This window comes from Kitasatospora sp. MBT63 (assembly GCF_000710465.2).
Taxonomy (GTDB): Bacteria; Actinomycetota; Actinomycetes; order Streptomycetales; family Streptomycetaceae; genus Kitasatospora.
In genome coordinates, this window is record NZ_JAIZ01000067.1 from 19928 (window position 1) to 33722 (window position 13795).

A 13795-nucleotide genomic window follows, 5' to 3' on the forward strand; every position below is an offset into this window, starting at 1 on the left:
AACTAGTTCACAGTGGGCGCCGGGGCCGCCATGGTTGCCCCCTCGCCAGGTCATGCGGAGGTCAAGGGCCAGGACGCACCCTGATCAGGGGGCCCGCGGCGGTCTAACATCAGCCCATGACCTGTGTGCTGCTGGCCGAGGACGACCCGGCAATCTCCGAACCGCTGGCCCGCGCGCTGCGCCGGGAAGGCTATGAGGTGCTGGTCCGCGAGGACGGACCGGCCGCGCTGGGGGCGGGGCTCACCGAGGAGGTCGACCTGATCGTCCTCGACCTGGGTCTGCCCGAGATGGACGGCCTGGAGGTCTGCCGGCGGCTGCGCGCCGACGGCAAGAGCTTCCCGGTGCTGGTGCTCACCGCCCGCGCCGACGAGGTGGACACCGTGGTCGGCCTCGACGCGGGCGCCGACGACTACGTCACCAAGCCCTTCCGGCTGGCAGAGCTGCTCGCCCGGGTCCGGGCGCTGCTGCGCCGCGGCAACGTCGACCAGCTCACCACCGGCGCGCACGGCGTCAAGATCGACATCGAGTCGCACCGCGCCTGGCTCGGCGAGGAGGAGCTCACCCTCTCCGCCAAGGAGTTCGAGCTGCTGCGGGTCCTGGTCCGGGACGCCGGCCGGGTGGTCACCCGCGAGGAGATCATGCGGCAGGTCTGGGACACCACCTGGTGGACCTCGACCAAGACCCTCGACATGCACATCTCCTGGCTGCGCAAGAAGCTCGGCGACGACGCGGCCAACCCGCGCTACATCGCGACCGTCCGCGGCGTGGGCTTCCGCTTCGAGAAGAACTGACGGACGAACCCGCCGAAGAACCGACGACGAAGGACCGCCCGGCGTGAAGCGCAGGATGATCAATTCACTGCTGGGCGTGGTCCTGGTGGTGGTCGCGGTGTTCTGCGTACCGCTGGCACTGATCGAGAAGCAGAGCATCGTCGGCGCCGCCAACGACCGGGTCGACGCGGCCGCCGTCCGGGTCCTCGGCCTGGTCGAGAGCCGGCTGGCGGCCGGCGAGCCGGTCACCGGCGAGAAGTTCGCCGCCCAGGTCACCGACGGCTCCTTCGTCACCGTCGACATCCCCGGCCAGCCCCTCATCGCGGCCGGCCGCCCGGTCCAGGGCGCCGCCCTGACCGCCACCGAACAGGGCCTCAGCGGCGAGACCGTCACCGTGATGCAGTCCCGCGAGGACGTCGACCACGAGATCGGCAACATGCTGCTGCTGCTCGGCGTGGTCGCCCTGCTCGCCGTCCAGGCCGCCGTCGCACTCGCGGTCTGGCAGGCCAAACGGCTCGCCCGGCCGCTCACCGACCTCGCCGAGACCGCCGAACGACTCGGCTCCGGCGACCCGCGCCCCCGCGACCGCCGGTACGGCGTGCCCGAACTCGACCGGATCGCCGAGGTCCTGGACGCCAGCGCCGAGCGGATCGCCCGGATGCTCACCGCCGAACGCAGGCTCGCCGCCGACGCCTCCCACCAGCTGCGCACCCCGCTCACGGCGCTGTCCATGCGGCTGGAGGAGATCACCGCGCTCGCCGAGGAACCCCGGACCGTCCGCGAGGAGGCCGCCATCGGCCTCCAGCAGGTCGAGCGGCTGACCGACGTGGTGCAGCGGCTGCTCACCAACCAGCGCGACCGCAGCAGCCCGACGGCGGTCGGCTTCCCGCTGGACGAGGTGATCAAGCAGCAGGTGGAGGAGTGGGGGCCGCCGCTGCGCGACAGCGGCCGGCGGCTGGTCATCGAGGGCCTGCACGGCGCCGAGGTGACCGGCACCCCCGGAACGGTCGCCCAGGTGCTCGCCACCCTCATCGAGAACTCGCTGATGCACGGCGCCGGCACCATCACCCTGCGGGTGCGACGCTCCGGCAGCTCGATCGTCACCGAGGTCCAGGACGAGGGCGCGGGCGTCCCGCCGGAGCTCGGCAACCGGGTCTTCGAACGCGCGGTCAGCGGCCGCAACTCCACCGGCATCGGCCTCGCCGTGGCCCGCGACCTCGCCGAGGCGGACGGCGGCCGACTGGAACTGCTGTCCCTGCGGCCACCGGTGTTCGCCCTGTTCGTAGGGCGGAGCCGGACGACCGACTAGCGCAGTGTCGGGCGGAGCCGGACGACCGACCAGCTCAGTGTCGGGCGGAGCCGGAGCCGCACGACCGGCGGCCGGGCTGGTCAGGGGGCCAGGCGGTCCGGGGGCGGGAACCGGGTGATCGGCTCGTCCTGCCAGGTGTAGACCTCCAGGCCGGAGAGGTAGCCCGCGGAGGCGAAGACCAGGACGCCGCCGACGGGCTGCCCGTCGGCGGCGAGCACCGTGGCCTCGGCGGCCGGGTGTGCGGCGGCGGGCGCGGCGGGCACCGCCGCCCGGTCCAGGTCGACGTCGATGCTGGCGCAGGGGCACGGACAGCGGCCGGTCACCCGCAGGTGGGGGATCTGGGCACGGAGGGCGCGGTGCGCGGGCCCGTCGCCCGCGAGGAGCGCATCGAGGAGCGCGACCGCCTCCGGCGCGAGTCCGGTCACCGTCCGGTCCGTCCGTCGGTGCGGTTCAGGAACGCTGGGCGACCGCTGCCGCGGGCGGCTGCTCGGCGGCGAGGAGGAGTTCGGCCTCGGCGACCACGGCGGGCTCGGCCGGTTCGGCCAGCTCCGGGAGGGCCTTGAACACCCAGGTGCGGTAGGAGAAGAAGCGGAACACCGTGCCCGCGGCCAGGCCGACGAACTTCGCGGCGAGCTGCATGGGGTGTGAGGTGAGGCCGAGGACGTAGACCGAGAAGCCGAGCACACCGGTCTCGATCAGCATCCCGGCGCCGCTGAAGAGCAGGAAGAGGGTGATCTCGCGCTTGCGCGAGGCCGCGTCGCGGTCGCGGTACAGCCAGTACCGGTAGCCGAGGTAGTTGGTCGCGATGGCGACCAGGGTGGCGGCGATGTTGGACCGCAGGGAGGCCAGGCCGAGGCCGTTGATGCAGATCCAGAAGACCAGGAAGTTGACGACGACGCCGCTCAGTCCGACGATGCCGAACTTGACGACCTCGCCCGAGACCCCGCGCAGGCGGTTCGCGAGCGACGGCTTGGGCGCGGTGGTGGTCGTCATACCCGACTGTCTCCTGTGCTCGCCTGCCTTGGGGGCCGTGCGCGCGGCGCTGCGGCACGATGCGGAAACCCCTATCGACGCATGATCGGATAGTGCTTTTCCCGGGGTCCGGCCATCCAGGCTACTCGCTCCCCGACGGCCCGTCCCCACCCCGGGGGTCGCTCTTTACCCGGCAGGACGCCGTTACACCCGCGGTGACCGGCCCGGATATCCTGGGCGGCGTGACTCTTGCGGGCAAGGCAAATTTTCCAGTGGTCGGCATGATCGGCGGCGGGCAGCTGGCCCGCATGGCGCACCAGGCGGGGGTCCCGCTCGGGATCCGCTTCAAGCTCCTCGCCGACACCCCCCAGGACTCGGCGGCCCAGGTGGTCTCGGACGTCGTCCTCGGTGACTACCGGGACCTGGAGACGCTGCGCCGGTTCGCGGCCGGCTGCGACGTGGTCACCTTCGACCACGAGCACGTCCCGACCGAGCACCTGCGGGCCCTGCAGGCCGACGGGGTCGCCGTCCGGCCCGGCCCCGACGCGCTGGTGAACGCCCAGGACAAGGGCGTGATGCGGGCCAAGCTGGACTCGATCGGGGTGCCCTGCCCCCGCCACCGGCTGGTCGCCGACCCGGCCGACGTGACCGCCTTCGCGCACGAGGGCGCCGGCTACCCGGTGGTCCTGAAGACCGTCCGCGGCGGCTACGACGGCAAGGGCGTGTGGGTCGTCGACGACGAGCAGGAGGCCGCCGCGCCGTTCCTGGCCGGGGTGCCGGTGCTGGCCGAGGAGAAGGTCGACTTCGTCCGCGAGCTGGCCGCCAACGTGGTCCGCTCGCCCAGCGGCCAGGCGGTGGCCTACCCGGTGGTGGAGAGCCTCCAGGAGAACGGCGTCTGCGCCGAGGTGACCGCGCCCGCGCCGGACCTGGACCCGGAACTCGCGGGCGAGGCCCAGGCGCTGGCCCTGCGGATCGCCGGCGAGCTGGACATCACCGGCCACCTGGCGGTCGAGCTGTTCCAGACCCGGGACGGCCGGATCCTGGTCAACGAGCTGGCGATGCGCCCGCACAACTCCGGCCACTGGACCCAGGACGGTGCCGTCACCTCGCAGTTCGAGAACCACCTGCGGGCCGTCCTCGACCTCCCGCTGGGCGACCCCCGCCCGCGCGCGAAGTGGACCGTGATGGTCAACGTCCTCGGCGGGGACTACCCCGACATGTACCACGCCTTCCTGCACTGCATGGCCCGCGATCCCGGCCTGCGGATCCACATGTACGGGAAGGACGTGAAGCCCGGCCGCAAGGTCGGCCACGTCAACGTCTTCGGGGACGACCTCGACGACGTCCGCGAGCGCGCCCGCCACGCGGCCGCCTACCTGCGAGGGACCATCACAGAATGACTGACCCGATCATCGGCATCGTCATGGGCTCGGACTCCGACTGGCCCGTGATGGAGGCCGCCGCCCAGGCCCTGGACGAGTTCGAGATCCCGTACGAGGTCGACGTGGTCTCCGCGCACCGGATGCCGCGCGAGATGGTGGCGTACGGCGAGCGGGCGCACACCCGCGGCCTGAAGGCGATCATCGCCGGTGCGGGCGGCGCGGCCCACCTGCCGGGCATGCTGGCCTCGGTGACCCCGCTGCCGGTGATCGGCGTGCCGGTGCCGCTGCGCTACCTGGACGGCATGGACAGCCTGCTGTCGATCGTCCAGATGCCGGCCGGTGTGCCGGTGGCCACCGTCTCGGTGGCCGGGGCGCGCAACGCCGGCCTGCTGGCGGTCCGGATGCTCGCCGCGTTCGACCCCGAACTGGCCGAGAAGATGGTCGAGTTCCAGGCCGAGCTGAACACCCAGGCGACCGACAAGGGCAGGAAGCTGCGGGCCAAGGTGGCCGGTTCGGCCTCCTTCGGCTTCGGCAAGTAGCCCGGGTATCCCGGCCGGTGGTGCGGGCACGGTAGAACAGGGGCATGACGCCTGAACTGCTCGACCGTGCCCGCGCCCTGCTCCGCGAGACCCCGGTGGTCGACGGCCACAACGACCTGCCCTGGGCGATGCGGGCCCAGGCCGGTTACGACCTGGACGTCCTCGACCTGGGCGCGGACCAGAGCGGTCGGCTGCACACCGACCTGGCCCGGCTGCGCGCCGGCGGGGTCGGCGCGCAGTTCTGGTCGGTCTACGTCCGCTCGGACTGGGCGGGCGACCGCGCGGTCAGCGCCACCCTGGAACAGATCGACTTCGTCCGCACCCTGGTGCAGCGCAACCCCGCCGAGCTGCGGCTCGCCCTGACGGCGGACGACATGGAGGCGGCCCGGGCCGAGGGCCGGATCGCCTCGCTGATGGGCGCCGAGGGCGGCCACTCGATCGACTGCTCGCTCGGCGCCCTGCGGATGCTGCACGAACTGGGCGTGCGCTACCTGACGCTGACCCACAACAACAACGTGCCGTGGGCGGACTCCGCCACCGACGAGCCGGTCGCCGGCGGGCTGACCGCGTTCGGCGAGGAGGTCGTCCGGGAGATGAACCGGATCGGCATGCTGGTCGACCTCTCGCACGTCTCCGCCGACACCATGCGCGCTGCCCTGCGGGTCTCCGCGGCGCCGGTGATCTTCTCGCACTCCTCCGCCCGCGCCGTCTGCGACCACCCGCGCAACGTCCCGGACGACGTGCTCGCCCAGCTGCCCGGCAACGGCGGCGTGGCGATGGCCACCTTCGTGCCCAAGTTCATCCTGCCCGCCGCCATCGAGTGGACCGCCGACGCCGACGCCAACATGCGCGCCCACGGCCTGCACCCGCTGGAGACCACCCCGGAGGCGATGGCGGTGCAGGGCGCGTACGAGCGGGCCCACCCGCGGCCGTCGGCCACCGTGGCCACCGTCGCCGACCACCTGGACCACATGCGCGAGGTGGCCGGGATCGACCACATCGGCATCGGCGGCGACTTCGACGGCACCGCCTTCCTCCCCGAGGGGCTGCAGGACGTCGCGGGCTACCCCAACCTGATCGCCGAACTGCTCGGCCGCGGTTGGTCCGAGGCAGACCTCGGGAAGCTCACCTGGCACAACGCGGTGCGGGTGCTGCGGGACGCCGAGGACGTCGCCACCGACCTGCAGCTCACCTTCCGCGGCCCGTCCTGGGCCACCATCGAGCAGCTCGACGGCCGTGGTTGACCTTCCCCCTGGGGGAGACGGGACGGTGGAGGGCGTGGAGGAGGAGGACCCGCTCCTGGGCATCGGTGCCTTTGCGCGCCGCTCCCGGCTGTCGCAGAAGGCGCTCCGGCTGTACGACGGCCAGGGCGTGCTGCGGCCGGACCGGGTGGACCCGGCCACCGGCTACCGCTACTACCGCGAGAGCCGGCTGGCCGACGCCCGGCGGATCAGGCTGCTGCGCGGCCTGGACATGCCGCTCGCGGCGGTGGCCGAGGTACTGGCCGCACCCGGGCCGCAGGCTGCCGCGCTGGTCGCCGAGTACTGGGAGCAGGTCGAACGCCGGACCGCCGCCCAGCGCGAGCTGGCCGCCTACCTCCGCATCCAACTCACCGGTGGCGAAGGGATCCTGGACATGTTCGACATTCAGCAGCGCGAGGTGCCCGAGCAACTGGTGCTGACCGAGCAGCGGCACATCCGGCCGGAGGAGCTGCCGGAGTGGATCCCGGCGGCCTGCGACCGGCTGTTCGCCGTCGCGCAGGCCCACGGCGGCGTCTTCGGGGCGCCGTTCGTGGTCTACCACGGCGAGGTCAACGACGACAGCGACGGGCCGGTGGAGCTGTGCGTCCCGGTCGACCCGGCCCGCGCGGGCGGATTCGGCGCGCCGAGCCGGACCGAGCCGGCCCACCGGGAGGCGTACACCACCGTCACCAAGGCCCAGGTGGTCTACCCGCAGATCCTCTCCGCCTACGACGCCGTCTTCCAGTGGGCCAAGGAACACGACGAGACGGTCAGCGCCGGCCCCCGCGAGGTCTACTTCGTGAAGTGGGACGAGGTCGCCCCGGGCGACCCGGCCTGCGACATCGCGGTGCCGATCGGCTAGGGCACGCTTGCAGAGTCGCGTCGGACCCGGCGGGACTTTGCAAACGCGCCCTTGGGCCTAGCCGAGCCGGGGCAGCTCGATCGCCGGGCAGCGGTCCATCACCATGTCCAGCCCGGCGGCCGTGGCGCGCGCGTAGGCGGCCTCGTCGACCACGTCCAGCTGGAACCAGACCGCCTTGGCACCCACGGCCACGGCCTGGTCGGCGACCTCGCCGGCCAGGCCGCTGTTGACGAACACGTCCACCACGTCGACCGGGAACGGGATCTCGGCGAGGGTGGCGTACCCCTGCTCGCCGAGCACCGTCTCGGCCTTCGGGTGCACCGGCACCACCCGCTTGCCCGCCCGCTGCAGCACCTGCGCGACGCCGTACGCCGCCCGGCGGGTGTTGGTGGACAGGCCGACCACCGCCCAGGTGTCGCCCGAGTCCTGAAGGATCCTGCGCACCGTGTCCCGGTCTCCGTAGCTCATGCCACGGCCAACGACGTCCCGGGCCGCCGCATTCCGCCGCCTTCGGCGGGGTCGCGGTGGCCCGGCGGCCGCTACTCCGCGCCGGGGCGGCCCATCGCCCGGTAGGTCCAGCCGGCCGAACGCCAGCGCTCGACGTCCAGGATGTTGCGGCCGTCCAGTATCCGGCGCTCGGCGACCACCCCGCCCAGCTGCGCCGGGTCCAGCTCGCGGAACTCCTGCCACTCGGTCAGGTGCAGCACCACGTGCGCGCCCTCGACGGCCTCCAGCGGAGTGGCGGCGTACGACAGGCTGGGGAACATCTTGCGGGCGTTGTCCATCGCCTTCGGGTCGTAGACCGTGACCTGCGCGCCCTGGAGCTGGATCTGGCCGGCCACGTTGAGCGCGGGGGAGTCCCGGATGTCGTCCGAGTTGGGCTTGAACGCGGCGCCCAGCACCGCGACCCGGCGGCCCAGGAAGCCGCCGCCGCACTGCTCGCGGGCCAGCTCCACCATCCGGGAGCGGCGCCGCATGTTGATCGAGTCGACCTCGCGCAGGAAGGTCAGCGCCTGGTCGGCGCCCAGCTCCCCGGCCCGCGCCATGAAGGCCCGGATGTCCTTGGGCAGGCAGCCGCCGCCGAAGCCCAGACCGGCGTTGAGGAACTTGCCGCCGATCCGCTCGTCGTAGGAGAGCGCCTTGGCCAGCTGCGTCACGTCCGCGCCGGCGCTCTCGCAGACCTCGGCCATCGCGTTGATGAACGAGATCTTGGTGGCCAGGAAGGAGTTGGCGGCGGCCTTGACCAGCTCGGCGGTCGGGAAGTCGGTCACCACGAAGGGCACGCCCTCGGCGATCGGCGTCGCGTACACCTCGCGCAGCAGCTGCTCGGCCCGCTCGCTGCGGACGCCCACCACCAGCCGGTCCGGGTGCAGGGTGTCGCCCACCGCGTAGCCCTCGCGCAGGAACTCCGGGTTCCAGGCCAGCTCGGCGGCCTCGCCGGCCGGGGCCAGCGCGGCCAGCCGCTCGGCCAGCCGGTTGGCGCTGCCGACCGGCACGGTCGACTTGCCGACCACCAGGGTCGGCCGGGTCAGGTGCGGGGCGAGGGCGTCCAGCGCCGCGTCGACGTAGCTCATGTCGGCGGCGAACTCGCCCTTCTTCTGCGGGGTGTTGACGCAGATGAAGTGGACGTCGCCGAACTCGGCGACCTCCTGCGGGGAGTCGGTGAAGCGCAGCCGGCCGGTCGAGCCCTCGTGGCCGGGGACGTGCTTGACCAGCAGCTCGGCCAGCCCGGGTTCGTACATCGGTACCCGGCCCGCGGAGAGGGCGGCGATCTTCTCCGGGTCGATGTCCAGGCCGAGCACCTCGAAGCCGAGCTCCGCCATGCAGGCGGCGTGCGTCGCACCCAGGTATCCGGTACCGATCACGGTGAGGCGGAGGGCCACTGCTTCCCCTTTGGTGTTCCGGGACTATGGCCGGCCGGGTCGGTACCCGAGGCCGCAGGCACCGATGGTATCCGCCGGACGGGCGGCCGTGGGGCGCTCCCCCCAAGGCGGATTTCAAAGCTCTGGGTAACTCCACGGCCACCTGCGGGTATCGGTGGCGACCGGAACTCCTGTTTCAATCCCGCGGCCGCGGCCGGACCGACAGAATGCGCGCATGGACGCGCGGGAGCACGAGGACGGGGCGGGCGGGCAGCCCGGACCGCTGAGCTTTTTCGACCGGCAGGACGACACCGGGGAGCCGCCCGAGCAGGAGGCCCCCGACCGCAGCTCCCGGCGCCGGCGCCGGACCAGGCGGGTGCTGGTCTGGACCCTGACCGCCCTGCTGGTCCTGATCGGCGCGGGCGTCGGCGGCGTCTGGTGGACCGCCGAGCACTACGCGTCCTCGGTCGAGCGGATACCCGGCGCGTTCCCGAGCGTCCCGGAGTCCGCGCAGCCCAAGCCGGTGCCGGGCACGGGGACGACGTTCCTGCTCGTCGGCCTGGACGCCCGCTCTGACGTGCCCACCACCGGCGGCCAGGCCAAGGCCCCGGCCTGGAAGGAGGGGGCGAGCCGCAGCGACACCATGATGCTGCTGCACCTGTCCGAGGACCGCCGGAGCGTCTCGCTGGTCTCGATCGCCCGGGACACTTGGGTGCCCGTGCCCGGCCACGGCATGGCGAAGATCAACGCGGCGTACTCCTGGGGCGGCCCGGCGCTGATGGTCGACACCGTGCAGAAGCTCACCGGCATCCGGATCGACCACGTCGCGGTGATCGACTGGAACGGCTTCAAGAAGCTCACCGACGCCGTCGGCGGCGTCGACATCACCATCCCGCAGACCATCGAGGCCAAGGGCGACGCCCGCGAGTGGCTCAAGGGCACCCACCACATGAGCGGCGAGGAGGCCCTGCTGTACGTCCGCGAGCGGCACGGCCTGCCCAACGGCGACCTGGACCGCACCAAGCGGCAGCAGAACTTCCTGCGCGCCCTGATGATCCAGACCATGAACGCCGGCACCCTCGGCAGCCCCGCCCGGCTGACCGGCCTGCTGCAGGCCGTCGGCGACGTGGTCAGCGTCGACGACCGGCTCAGCAACACCGACCTCTACGACCTCGGCTGGAGCCTGCGCGCGGTGCGCCCGGACGACGTCCGCTTCATGAACGCGCCCTTCGGCGGCTTCGACAGCATCGACGGCCAGGACGTGGTAAAGCTCGACACGGCCGCCGCCACCGCGCTCTGGGAGGCCATCCGCAACGACCGGATGGCCGACTACTTCGCCCAGCACCGGACCACCAGCGACACCCTGGGGGAGAGCGTCCGCTGAGGCCCGGCCCGTCGCCGGGCCGCTCACCCGCTGTCGTGCAGGTCACCTGCGCGCGGGGTGCGGGCGAGCCTAGGATGCATCTACTGAACGGTAATTAACGCTTTCGCGCGAAGGGTGTGGCACATGGCGGGCAGCTCGGACTTCGACCTCTTCCGGCTCAGTGAGGAGCACGAGATGCTCCGGGAGACGGTGCGTGCGCTGTCGGAGGCGAAGATCGCTCCGTTCGCGGCGGAGGTGGACGAGCAGGGCCGGTTCCCGCAGGAGGCGTTGGACGCGTTGCAGGGTAGTGATCTGCATGCGGTGCACGTGCCGGAGGAGTTCGGTGGTGCGGGGGCGGATGCGCTGGCGACGGTGATCGTGATCGAGGAGGTGGCGCGGGTGTGTGCCTCGTCGTCGCTGATCCCGGCGGTCAACAAGCTGGGTTCGCTGCCGGTGCAGTTGTCGGGTTCGCCGGAGTTGAAGGCGAAGTACCTGGGGGCGTTGGCGCGGGGTGAGGGGATGTTCTCGTACTGCCTGTCGGAGCCGGAGGCGGGTTCGGATGCGGCGGGGATGCGGACGCGGGCGGTGCGGGACGGGGATTTCTGGGTCCTGGACGGGGTGAAGCGGTGGATCACGAATGCGGGGGTGTCGGAGTTCTACACGGTGATGGCGGTGACGGATCCGTCGTTGCGGTCGAAGGGGATTTCGGCGTTCGTGGTGGAGAAGGGCGATGCGGGGGTGTCGTTCGGGGCTCCGGAGAAGAAGTTGGGGATCAAGGGGTCGCCGACGCGTGAGGTGTATTTCGACGGGGTGCGGATTCCGGCGGACCGGATGATCGGTGCGGAGGGGACGGGGTTCGCGACGGCGATGAGGACGCTGGACCACACGCGGGTGACGATCGCGGCGCAGGCGATCGGGATCGCGCAGGGGGCGTTGGACTTCGCGGCGGGGTACGTGAAGGAGCGCAAGCAGTTCGGGAAGGCGATCGCGGAGTTCCAGGGTGTGCAGTTCATGTTGGCGGACATGGCGATGAAGCTGGAGGCGGCGCGGCAGTTGACGTATGCGGCGGCGGCGAAGTCGCAGCGTACGGATGGTGATCTGACGTTCTTCGGGGCGGCGGCGAAGTGTTTCGCGTCGGATGTGGCGATGGAGATCACGACGGATGCGGTGCAGTTGCTGGGTGGGTACGGGTACACGCGGGATTATCCGGTGGAGCGGATGATGCGGGACGCGAAGATCACCCAGATCTACGAGGGCACCAACCAGGTCCAGCGCATCGTGATGGCCCGCAACCTGCCGTAACGCGCACCGGGGACAGCCGTGAGCCCCCGTGCCGTCCGGCGCGGCGGCTCACGGCTGCTCCACGTGGTCCGGTCTCAGCGCGCCTGCCCGCCGTACCTGGCTCGCAACGCCTCCAACTCGTCGGCCACGCGCCCGGCATGGGTCGGCCGGCCGAGCAGGCGTTCCAGCCCGGACGGCTGGACGGCGGAGCAGCCGATCTCCCGGCCGTCCGCGAGTTCGATCACCAGACTGTTCCCGACGTCGAAGCCGCGGATGTCCGACCACGGCACCTGGCGCGATCCCAGGATGTTCACCACCTGCACCCCGCGATCGGTGACGGCCACCCGAAGCCGTGAGATCCGTACCCCCAGCGCGGCCATGCCCAGGTAGAGGAGCAGGAAGAGGGCCAGGCCGGGACGGGGGAAGTCCGGTGACAGCGGGCTGTCCGCGGCCGCCAGCCCGGCGGCCACCGCGACCAGCGCTGCCCCGCTCGCCGGATAGGTCCTGTTCCGGAACGCACGCACGGCCTGGATCCTCCGAGTATCCGGGTCGCGGGGCCTGCCGGGTGCAGCGCCGGGCGGACCCGGTCCGAATCTACGCCAGGCTCTTGGCACTGCCGGTCGCCGCCGGGCGGAAGCCCAGGCGGCGTGCCGGGGCGCCGGCCCAGATCTCGTTCGGGCCGGTGGAGCGGGTCAGGACGGCGTTGGCGCCGACGATGGTGCCGGCGCCGACGGTGAGGACGCCCGACTTGCAGACGATCTTCGCCCCGGCGCAGACCACCACACCGTCCTCCAGCACCACCCGCCGCATCGGGCTGAGCTCCTGCGGCACCCACGGATCCGCCCGCCCGATGGTGACGCCGTTGTAGAGCGTGACGTCCGCACCGAGCGTGGTGTACGGGTGCAGCACGGTGCCGAAGCCGCGGTGGAAGACGGTCAGCCCCGGGCCGATCTCCACCGCCGCCGGGACCTCCATCCCGTACAGCGCGAGCGCCTCCTGGACCAGCCGCCCGAGCAGGCGGTGGCGGCGGAGTCGGATCAGGGAGGTCACCAGCGACATGGCCACCAGTGTGGCGGCGCTGCGGCGGACCGTCGGCCGGTCCGCCGCGACACGCCGCGAAGGCGTCAACGTCCGTACGGCTACTTGACGTCGGGCATCGCGGTGTCGTTCTTCATGGCGTCGAAGACCAGCTTCGACTTGGCCGGGTCCCACTTGACCGCGGACTCGCCGGTCGGGGTGTGGAAGTCGGGGTTGCCGATCGGCACGGTGATGCTCTTCCCGTCGCCGCTGGAGACGCCCTTCATGGCGAGGAACAGCGACCCGAGGTCGGTCAGGCCGGCGTCGTCGTCGACGATCAGCGTGCCGAGGCCGGAGCTGACCATCGGGTAGAAGGTGAACGGGTTGAGCAGGGTGGCCGGGGAGGCGGCCTGCTTGGCCAGCGCGCCCAGGAACTTCTGCTGGTTGCGCATCCGGCCGAGGTCCTGGTCGGCCATCTGGTGGCGCTGCCGGACGAAGGCCAGCGACTGGGCGCCGGTCAGGGTCTGGCAGCCGGCCTTGAGGTTCAGCCCGGAGTCCTTGTCGGAGACGGCCTGGTCGATGCACATGTCGACACCGCCGACCGAGTCCACGATGCCGACGAAGCCGGCGAACCCGATCTCGGCGTAGTGGTCGATGTGGATGCCGGTGTTGGACTCCACGGTCTGCACCAGCAGCCGGCCGCCGCCGCGGGCGAAGGCCGCATTGATCTTGGAGGTGGCGGCGGGCACGGTCTTGCCGTTGCCGCTGGTGTCGGGGTGCGCCGGGATCTGCACCCAGGAGTCGCGCGGGATCGACATCAGGGTGTTCCCGTGGTCCCCGATGTGCAGGATCATCATCGAGTCGCTGCGCTTGCCCTCGGCGGAGCCGGTGTGCAGCGAGTCCTCCTCCGCGTCGGAGAGCCCGGCGCGGCTGTCGGACCCCACGATCAGCCAGTTGGTGCCCTTGCCCTCGGCGGGCCGCCCGGCGTAGCCGGCCAGCACGTTCTCGTGGTTGAGCTGGGAGTCGGCCCAGAAGTAGGTGCCGATGCCGGTCACCAGCAGCGTGGTGACGACGGCCAGCGCGGCCACCTTGATCTTGCGGCGGCGCGGCCAGCGGGACCGGCCGGCGGCGGGCGCCCCCGGCGTACCCGGCCCGCCCGGACCACCGGGAGCCCCCGGCCCGCCCGGCCCGCCGGGA

At 72.1% G+C, this 13795-nt stretch carries 15 protein-coding genes; 8 read left to right on the top strand and 7 right to left on the bottom strand.

The features are described from left to right. Positions 1-116 precede the first annotated feature (116 nt). Positions 117-791: a response regulator transcription factor gene (locus AA75_RS04755; protein ID WP_033818466.1), complete on the top strand. Its 675-nt coding sequence runs from the start codon at positions 117-119 to the stop codon at positions 789-791. Between the two features lie 43 nt (positions 792-834). After that, on the top strand, positions 835-2079 hold the full coding sequence (locus AA75_RS04760) for an ATP-binding protein (RefSeq protein WP_033818467.1): 1245 nt from the start codon (positions 835-837) through the stop codon (positions 2077-2079). Positions 2080-2159: 80 nt separating this feature from the next. On the opposite strand, the gene AA75_RS04765 is transcribed toward AA75_RS04760, so the two are convergent. Together AA75_RS04765 and AA75_RS04770 are read right to left on the bottom strand one after the other, a co-directional pair. After that, on the bottom strand, positions 2160-2504 hold the full coding sequence (locus AA75_RS04765; protein WP_033818468.1) for a hypothetical protein: 345 nt from the start codon (positions 2502-2504) through the stop codon (positions 2160-2162). A 25-nt stretch (positions 2505-2529) separates the two neighbouring features. Further along, positions 2530-3072, bottom strand: a complete 543-nt coding sequence (locus AA75_RS04770) for a GtrA family protein (RefSeq protein ID WP_033818469.1) — start codon at positions 3070-3072, stop codon at positions 2530-2532. A gap of 260 nt (positions 3073-3332) precedes the next feature. On the opposite strand from AA75_RS04770, the gene AA75_RS04775 reads away from it, so the two are divergent. From AA75_RS04775 to AA75_RS04790, 4 genes are read left to right on the top strand one after another with little or no spacing between them, the layout of a single operon-like run. Beyond that, complete coding sequence (locus AA75_RS04775; RefSeq protein WP_033818481.1) at positions 3333-4451, top strand: 5-(carboxyamino)imidazole ribonucleotide synthase; 1119 nt, start codon at positions 3333-3335, stop codon at positions 4449-4451. Next, positions 4448-4972, top strand: a complete 525-nt coding sequence (gene purE, locus AA75_RS04780) for a 5-(carboxyamino)imidazole ribonucleotide mutase (protein ID WP_033818470.1) — start codon at positions 4448-4450, stop codon at positions 4970-4972. Before AA75_RS04775 ends, purE begins: the two co-directional genes overlap by 4 nt. Positions 4973-5016: 44 nt before the next feature. Beyond that, positions 5017-6216 carry a dipeptidase gene (locus tag AA75_RS04785; protein ID WP_033818471.1) on the top strand — a complete coding sequence of 400 codons (1200 nt, stop codon included), beginning with the start codon at positions 5017-5019 and terminating at the stop codon, positions 6214-6216. A 25-nt stretch (positions 6217-6241) separates the two neighbouring features. Then, positions 6242-7075: a MerR family transcriptional regulator gene (locus tag AA75_RS04790; protein ID WP_033818472.1), complete on the top strand. Its 834-nt coding sequence runs from the start codon at positions 6242-6244 to the stop codon at positions 7073-7075. Positions 7076-7132: 57 nt separating this feature from the next. On the opposite strand, the gene AA75_RS04795 is transcribed toward AA75_RS04790, so the two are convergent. Together AA75_RS04795 and AA75_RS04800 are read right to left on the bottom strand one after the other, a co-directional pair. After that, positions 7133-7543, bottom strand: a complete 411-nt coding sequence (locus AA75_RS04795; RefSeq protein WP_033818473.1) for a CoA-binding protein — start codon at positions 7541-7543, stop codon at positions 7133-7135. Positions 7544-7614: 71 nt separating this feature from the next. Continuing rightward, positions 7615-8958, bottom strand: coding sequence for a UDP-glucose/GDP-mannose dehydrogenase family protein (locus AA75_RS04800; RefSeq protein WP_033818474.1), 1344 nt, complete (start codon positions 8956-8958; stop codon positions 7615-7617). A gap of 214 nt (positions 8959-9172) precedes the next feature. Between AA75_RS04800 and AA75_RS04805 the strand changes: the two genes are divergently transcribed. Further along, a complete protein-coding gene (locus AA75_RS04805; protein ID WP_082526254.1) occupies positions 9173-10321 on the top strand; it encodes an LCP family protein in 1149 nt (382 codons plus the stop codon). 123 nt (positions 10322-10444) lie between these two features. Then, complete coding sequence (locus tag AA75_RS04810) at positions 10445-11602, top strand: acyl-CoA dehydrogenase family protein (RefSeq protein WP_033818475.1); 1158 nt, start codon at positions 10445-10447, stop codon at positions 11600-11602. Between the two features lie 74 nt (positions 11603-11676). Here AA75_RS04810 and AA75_RS04815 read toward each other — a convergent pair whose 3' ends face one another. The 3 genes from AA75_RS04815 to AA75_RS04825 form a co-directional block, all read right to left on the bottom strand. Continuing rightward, positions 11677-12105 carry a PH domain-containing protein gene (locus AA75_RS04815; protein WP_051811856.1) on the bottom strand — a complete coding sequence of 143 codons (429 nt, stop codon included), beginning with the start codon at positions 12103-12105 and terminating at the stop codon, positions 11677-11679. Positions 12106-12175: 70 nt separating this feature from the next. Beyond that, positions 12176-12640, bottom strand: coding sequence for a hypothetical protein (locus AA75_RS04820; RefSeq protein ID WP_051811857.1), 465 nt, complete (start codon positions 12638-12640; stop codon positions 12176-12178). An 80-nt stretch (positions 12641-12720) separates the two neighbouring features. Then, a partial coding sequence (locus AA75_RS04825) for an LCP family protein (protein ID WP_033818485.1) occupies positions 12721-13795 on the bottom strand: 1075 nt, incomplete at its 5' end.